At 58.6% G+C, this 7,239-nt stretch carries 7 protein-coding genes; 3 read left to right on the top strand and 4 right to left on the bottom strand.

All coding sequences use genetic code 11. The features are described from left to right. Positions 1 to 207: 207 nt before the first annotated feature. Together ABYV26_RS02775 and ABYV26_RS02770 are read right to left on the bottom strand one after the other, a co-directional pair. A complete protein-coding gene (locus tag ABYV26_RS02775; protein ID WP_372677947.1) occupies positions 208 to 1,152 on the bottom strand; it encodes an META domain-containing protein in 945 nt (314 codons plus the stop codon). Positions 1,153 to 1,195: 43 nt separating this feature from the next. Then, on the bottom strand, positions 1,196 to 1,942 hold the full coding sequence (locus tag ABYV26_RS02770; protein ID WP_372677945.1) for a glucose 1-dehydrogenase: 747 nt from the start codon (positions 1,940 to 1,942) through the stop codon (positions 1,196 to 1,198). Between the two features lie 83 nt (positions 1,943 to 2,025). On the opposite strand from ABYV26_RS02770, the gene ABYV26_RS02765 reads away from it, so the two are divergent. Next, the gene (locus ABYV26_RS02765; protein ID WP_372677943.1) at positions 2,026 to 2,271 is read left to right on the top strand and encodes a hypothetical protein; all 246 of its coding nucleotides are present in this window, start codon (positions 2,026 to 2,028) and stop codon (positions 2,269 to 2,271) included. 122 nt (positions 2,272 to 2,393) lie between these two features. Here ABYV26_RS02765 and ABYV26_RS02760 read toward each other — a convergent pair whose 3' ends face one another. Continuing rightward, complete coding sequence (locus ABYV26_RS02760; RefSeq protein ID WP_372677941.1) at positions 2,394 to 3,023, bottom strand: GAF domain-containing protein; 630 nt, start codon at positions 3,021 to 3,023, stop codon at positions 2,394 to 2,396. Between the two features lie 475 nt (positions 3,024 to 3,498). Here ABYV26_RS02760 and ABYV26_RS02755 point away from each other — a divergent pair, with 475 nt between their 5' ends. Both ABYV26_RS02755 and ABYV26_RS02750 read left to right on the top strand, forming a co-directional pair. Then, on the top strand, positions 3,499 to 4,950 hold the full coding sequence (locus ABYV26_RS02755) for a trimethylamine methyltransferase family protein (RefSeq protein WP_372677939.1): 1,452 nt from the start codon (positions 3,499 to 3,501) through the stop codon (positions 4,948 to 4,950). Between the two features lie 14 nt (positions 4,951 to 4,964). After that, positions 4,965 to 5,753, top strand: coding sequence for an aspartate/glutamate racemase family protein (locus ABYV26_RS02750; RefSeq protein WP_372677937.1), 789 nt, complete (start codon positions 4,965 to 4,967; stop codon positions 5,751 to 5,753). A gap of 37 nt (positions 5,754 to 5,790) precedes the next feature. Here the strand turns inward: ABYV26_RS02750 and ABYV26_RS02745 are convergent, their stop codons facing one another. Further along, positions 5,791 to 7,221 (bottom strand): PLP-dependent aminotransferase family protein, encoded by a 1,431-nt coding sequence (locus ABYV26_RS02745; RefSeq protein ID WP_372677935.1) that lies wholly within the window; start codon positions 7,219 to 7,221, stop codon positions 5,791 to 5,793. Positions 7,222 to 7,239: the final 18 nt, after the last annotated feature.

Below are 7,239 nucleotides of genomic sequence, written 5' to 3'. Positions count from 1 at the left end.
GTGCGTCGATCCATCCGTATGTTGCGCGTTTCTCCGGCCTGCTGCCAGGTGATCCACCCTTCTGGTGGGGGAGGGTTATCTGCCTATTTTTGAGATCGTTGAAGCGACCATTGAGGGTTAGCCTTTACCTCCTTATACAGCTGGTTGCGCCTTGGATCAACCCCTAACACTATATATGGGTTTGTTGGCTTGTTTTTGATGATGCCGTCAGGGGCGTCCTTCCTTTCGGTTAAAGTGCATGGTTCCCCGCCTGCCGTCCCTTTCGAATGAGATGGCGAGTTGCCCGGCCATGAACGCGAATGTCGTTGCACCGCTGAGCTGGTGGAGAAAACGCTGCTCAATGGCCATGATGGCTTCCGGGCAGATCATGCGGGTGGATCCGGATGGACCCACCTGAAGGTCGCCCGGTCTGTCTCCGGCCTCGACCATTGCAAAATAGCGGTTGCATCCAGCGCTGCCGGCCAGACGGCTATTGTCATAGCTCAGGGTAATCTCAGGCGCGTCTGGGGCAGGCTCATCGACATCCCACGCGCGCAGTCTCCAGGCGGTGTCGGCGAGGACGTCCAGGGAAAGGCGACCGGTCCGGTCTGCTGTTTCCGACGCCACAATCCCGGTGGCGTTCAATCGCCAATGGCGGGTGGCCAGCTCTCCCGGACAGCAGGCGGCGTCCTGCGGTCCGGCCTGGAGCACATCCACGGCAATCGCACCGTTTTCAATACGCACATCCCTTACCTGCACCCGGTCACCCAGGGCTGCCGTGGCTGTGTTGGTCAGGACCCCGTTCCTTTTTTCAACCACCGCCAGGTAGACCAATCTGCCGGACCCACCGGACGATTCGGCCAGAAACACGACGGCGGCATCTGCCGCGTTGCCCGCAACCTTTCCGATGGGGTAGTGGTCGCCGACGAAATGAACCGATGGCCGTGACGCACCGCCGTCGACGTAGGGAGCCCCTTCCCACCGGCCGTCAACCAGCTTCACCGGCGCGGGGGCGGCCTTCAGACCCGAATAGGTGGTATTTTTAAGTGCCGCCAGCGACCATTTTGTATTCAGCATGTCCGTTGCATGAAGCCTTTTGCACTGAAAAGTGAACAGACAGGCAAAGATAAGTGTCGTGGACAAGACCGGTTTGAAAAACAGGGTAATCTGCATTGCTAAATCCCCAATGCACCAAAGCGGTGGCTGCGCCGTTCGATCAGGCCACAAATCCGCCGTTGGCGCATATATTCTGGCCGGTGATCCAGCCGGCGTCGTCAACGACCAACAGGGCCACGGCATCGGCGATATCGGCCGGTGTACCGATGCGACCCAGGGCCGCGGCCTGGGCGAAGCCCTCGATCTGCTCCCGGGTCTTGCCTTTTCTGAACAGCTCGGTATCGGTGGGTCCGGGGGAGATGGCATTGACCGTGATGCCCCTGGGTCCCAGTTCTTTGGCCAATACACGGGTGATCTGATCCACGGCGCCTTTTGTGGCGGCGTAGGGGCCGTAGTCGGCCATCAATACCCGGGTCACCGATGATGAGATGTTGACGATGCGTCCTCCGTCGGCCATCTGTTTGGCGGCTATCTGGCAGGCAAAGAAAACCCCTTTGACATTGGCGGCGAAAATATCGTCAAATTCCGCTTCGCTCACCGAGGCAATCGGTTTGAATAGCCTGATCCCGGCATTGTTGACCAGAATATCCACACTGCCGAAATCGTTGAGGGTCCGGTCGAAAAGCAGCTGAATGTCGCTGACCTGTCGCACGTCCGCCCGCACCGCAAGGGCTTTTCCGCCGGCTTTTTCGATATCCGACACCGTTGAGGCCGCCGCTTTTTCGTCCTTGACATAATTGACGGCCACGGATGCTTTCATGGCGCCCAGTTTCAGGGCGATGGCCCTGCCGATGCCCCGGGAGGCTCCGGTGACAATGGCGGTTTTTCCGTTCAGTTCATTGGTCATGAGGGTCTCCTGTCACGATGGTTTGGTCGGGTATTATCGGGTTGTTGAAGTTAGGATAGTCATTGATCCACTAAAAGTGAAGCGTGAATAAATACCGAGAATGGGTGGTCGACCTGACAGTAAAACGGAGAGGCATCGATCGGGGATGGCGTTATGGTGATGGGTTCGACAGGGCCCGCCAGGCAGGCCTGTTCGAAGCCAAAACGGCCGTGGACAACCCGGTTAACCTGAAAAAGCTTTTTCAATGGGACAACGCAGACTGTTCCAAGCCGTATCCAAGCCCTACTTGCGCAGGCGCTGTCGTCGGCCGCTGCTTCCCACCTGGATGACATCTTGAGTGCGATGCGCGATCGGATGCACGTCCGTCATCACCACATCGATCGGACACATCGGTACACCGGCCCTGTTTTTAACTGGGCCCAGTCAAAAAAGATAAGCAGGGGTGCAACCATCAGGCGTTGGCCTGGGCCACCTCCTCTTTGGAAAAGCTTTTGGGTACGCCTTCGTAAGGGGTGCGTTTGTTGAATACGATCGTCTTGGGATCGCGCATGGATTTCAAGATGTCGATGCTTTCCTTATAGCCTTTGTTGACCCGACACAATTCCAGCGCCATGCCGACCACCTGGGCGACCGCCTGTACGAAATTGACGTCATTGAGACCGAATTCCCAGGGCTGAGCCGTGTAGACCCGCAGACATCCGATGATGCGTTCACCAATGATGATCGGCACCGACAATATGGATGCGATGCCCTCTTTCAAGGCCGCTTCGGGGTATTGAAGCCGCGGGTCGTCATTGACGTCATAAATGGCCACCGGCTGCCCATCTTCAATGGACGATGAAATCGATCGGATGGCGCTGACCGGCCCCTTGTCCAGGTACTCCCGGCTGAGTCCGTAGCTGCCGGCAAGTGAAAGCACACCGCTCTTTTTATCGATCAAGAACAGGGTGCAGCCTTTGACTTTCAAAGCATTGGTGACCCCTTCCACCGATGTCAGGACAATTTCTTCAGGGTCCCGGAACGTCGAGATGTATCGGGTGATGCGGATCAGGCTTTCATAGTTCATGACAGGTTTTTCCATGGCGGCCTCCTTTGGGAGAAAGGGTTGATTCATGCCGGCCATCGATATCGGGCGTAGCGAGAAAGTAAGCAATCAGGAAGACTTTGAACGGATGTCACACAACGTTGCGTGATCGGTTCGACGGGTCGGCAGAAGCATAGGGTCGCTGAGCGGATTCGCAGGGTGCGTATGCACGGGATGTATTCAATCAGGTGCTGATGGCGAATGCGCTGATGGCTGGTGGATAAACTATCCCACAGGTTGGCTGCCTTGGCAAGCGATATTCTGGATTGTCGTCTTGCCAGCGCCGCTATCTTCAATTAAAAGAAAGGATGCGATCTCCTCCATTACAGCCCCGCTTCGATCGGCCTCAATTCATACGCTGGCTCGGCGATGAGGCCTTGAAAGCCATCGCCGCGGGTTTATCCGGTCATGCATGGGTGCCGGATCGATCTCACCGGAGAATCGCCAACGCAGTCATTGTGGAGATACGGGTATGGAAGAGAAGTTGGCCGCCATTCATGACCAGGCGCTCCGTATCCTGGAAACGGTTGGCATCAAACTGCATCATGCGGAGCTTATTCAGCGGATTCGACAACCCGGGGTGTCGGTCAAAAACAACACCGTCTTTTTTGCACCGGATTGGGTCATGCAGGCGGTTTGCCGGGCACCCGCGTCATTCACCCTGCATGGCCGTGACCCCTGCCATGACATGGTCATCGGGGGCGACCATGTGAACTGCGCCCCCGGGTACGGATGTGCGGCCATCTGTAAGCCTGACGGCGCTCGGCGCAGTACCGTGATGGCGGATTATGTCCGCATCGCCAAGCTGGTCCACCAATGCCCGCATTTCAAGGTCAACGGCGGCATTCTGGCCCAGCCCTCGGACGTACCGGCAGATCAGAGCCACCTGCTGATGCTTTACGCGGCCATAATCAGTTCGGACAAATGCCTCATGGGGGTCCTGGGTGATCGGTGGCAGATGCAGGCGCTTATGGATTTGGCAGCGATTGCCTTTGGCGGCCGGGCGGCGTTTACCGCCAAGCCGCACCTGTTGACCCTGATCAATACCATCAGCCCGCTACAGATCGATGAAAATGCCCTTGACGCCATGATCATCGCGGCGCAGCATAATCAGCCGTTGATCATTTCACCGTCCCCGGCGGCCGGCACCACCGGCCCCATCGACATGGCGGCCAACATCTCATTGGCCACCGCGGAGGCGCTTGCCGGCATCGCCATCGTCCAGACCCTGAGGCCCGGAACGCCGGTGATTTTCGGCCTGCAGTGCCTGGGCGCCGATTTGAAGAGCGGCAACATCTCCATCGGTTCTCCCGCCTATACCTTGCAGTCCAAATATACCGCAGCATTGGCCCGCATGTACCGCCTGCCCAGTCGCTGTGGCGGTACCCTCACCGATGCCCCGCACCTCACCCCGCAAAGCGGCTACGAAAGCATGTTGAACATGCTGGCGACATTTCAAAACAAGGTGAACTTTATCGTTCACAGCGCCGGTACGCTGGACCGATTTGCAGCCATATCCTATGAAAAATTTATCATGGACACCCAAATCATCGATATGGTGAAGTTTTACGCCGATGATCTGGATGTTAACCCTGACACGCTCAACCTGGAACTGATCAGGAGCGTCGGACCGGGGGGGCAATTTCTCACGACCGGGGACACGTTGAAAAAATGCAGGACGCACGCCTGGAATCCTTTTGTCGGCGTGAGGGGAAACACCGCCGGCGCATCGCCTTCGGATCAATTCTTGACCAGCATTGCCGACCGTCAACGGGTCATGCTGGCTAGCTACTCATCTCCGCCCATGGATCGGGCGCTGCTCGCCGAACTGGACGACTGCATGGTGCGGCAGGGCGTCGACCGGGGCTGGCTGTCCGCGATATGCAGACAGGCACGGGGGAATTCGCCCCCCAGCAACGCTTAAAACAGGAGGCGGCCATGATCTACGGCAATCGGGATGTCGGCATCAACTATATCCGTACGCGCAGCAACCACACCTGCTATGGCATGGGCATCGGCATCATGGTGCTGGACGATGCCTATCCGGGATTTCCGGGGGACGTGCGCAATGCCAGCGCCTTTCCCTACCCGGTGCAGTACGAGATCGCCGAGGGGGTGGACAACCACACCCTGGTCTGGGAGCCCGACAAAACGCCCTGCCGGGAGCCTATCCTGCGTGCCGCCGCCCGGCTCGAACGCATGGGCTGTCGCGCGGTTGCCGCGGAATGTGGGTATTTTGCCTATTTTCAAAAGGATGTGGCCCGGCATGTGGCCATACCGGTGTTCATGTCCAGCCTGCTTCAGGTGCCCTTTATCCAGCAGGTCATCGGGCCTGACAAGGCCGTGGGCATCGTCTGCGCCCAGAAACGGTTTTTGACCGATGCCCACCTTGAAAACGTGGGCATCGACCTGAACAGCCGGTATATCGTCGCCGGCGCCCAGGATGAATACCGCTGCCGCGAATTTGACAACCTGTGGGATCATGAAAAGCGGCCGGATGTGCCCGCCATATACTACGACAAGGCCGAATCGGACATGATCCGGACGTGTACCGGCTTTTGCAACGCCCACCCAAACATCGGGGCCTTGATGCTCGAGTGCACCGGCATGCAGCCTTTTGCCCGGGCCGTGCAGCGGGCAACGGACCTACCGGTATTCAGCTGGGGCACACTTCTCGACTACGCCTATTCCATCGTGGTGCACCGGGACTACTACGGCCACGTGTAGCGGCAAGGCCGTTTTGAGGCAACGAAAGCCTCATCTCTCAGCCTGCCTTTGACATTCTGTCGATGACCCGTCCCAAGCGCCGGATGGCCGGCGTGGCCTCGTCGGACCAGTTGGCCGCGTTCAGGCGAATGAAATTGCCGTACCGGTCACCGGTGGAAAATAGATGGCCGGGCGTGATGGCGATGCCTTCATCGAGCGCGGTTCGGTAAAGCGCCAACGCATCGATGGATTCAGGCAATTCAATCCACAGCAGATAACCGCCGGCAGGATCGGTGACGCGGATATCCGATGGAAAAAAGCGGATCACCGCCCGTCTCAGTTCGGCCACACGGTCCTGGTAGACCCGGCGAATTCGACGCAGGTGCTTGCGGTAGCCCCCTTCGGCCATGAATTCAGCCACCGCCACCTGGGGCAGGGTGGCCGTGGCCAGGCTGGTGCTGTATTTCAGCCATGCCACCGTGGATCGATATCGTCCGGGGGCGGCCCAGCCCACCCTGAGTCCCGGTGACAATGTCTTGGAAAACGAAGCACACCATAGGACCAGGCCATGGGTATCGAATGCCTTGGCAGACAGGGGCCGTTTGGTGGAAAAATGAATGTCTCCGAAGATATCGTTTTCAATCAAGGGGATGTCGTGGGTTGCCAGCAGCTTGACCAGGGCTTTTTTTCGCTCATCCGGAATACAGCTTCCCAGGGGATTGTTAAAGTTAGAAATAACCAGGCAGGCCTGTACGGAGTTGTTTTCCAAGGCAAAGCCCAGAGCCTCCAGACTGATTCCGTCCCTGGGGTGCGTGGGTATCTCCAGGGCCTTGAGGCCCAGATTCTCCATGTATTGAAACACGTCGAAGCAAATAGGCGATTCCACGGCAACCGTGTCGCCGGGGCGGCAGACGGCCTGCAAACAGCTGGAGACGGCTTCGCCGCAGCCTGAGGTGATGATGATTTCGTCGGCGTCCAGGGTGCAGCCGGCGACAACCGCATGCCGGACGATTTGCTGGCGAAGGGGTTTGTTGCCGGGCGGTGCCATATACAATCCGGCGCGATCCCCCATGCGGCGGGCCGCCGACGCCATGATCCGGTTCAGCTGACGGGTGGCCGTGAGCTCTTGGGCCGGGTGGGCCGCGCCCAGCTGGGTCAACTTCGGGTTAAGGGTGTCCCGCAGGACGATCATGGTAATCAGCTCGCGCATGCCGACCGTGCTGGGGTCCGGTTCGGGATCGGAGAGCGCCGGTTCGCGGGGCGCGCTGGGCAGCTGGCTGCTGACATAAAACCCCGATCGTGGCCGGGGTATCAACAGGCCGCGCGCCTCCAACAGGTAGTAAGCTTTGAGTATCGTGGTGATACTGACCTTCCACTGCTGGCTCAACTTGCGCACCGACGGTGCCGCCGCTCCCGGGCCGAAAGCCCCTTCTTCGATCAGGCGGGTCAACTGGTCGGCGACCTGTTGATATTTCGGTGTTTTACCCATGGGCGACCCCTCGATCGA

Origin of the sequence: Desulfosarcina sp., assembly GCF_041551955.1 — a bacterium.
Taxonomy (GTDB): domain Bacteria; phylum Desulfobacterota; class Desulfobacteria; order Desulfobacterales; family Desulfosarcinaceae; genus Desulfosarcina.
The sequence above is the reverse complement of the archived record's forward strand: the minus strand, read 5'-3'. Positions and strand labels throughout refer to the sequence as shown.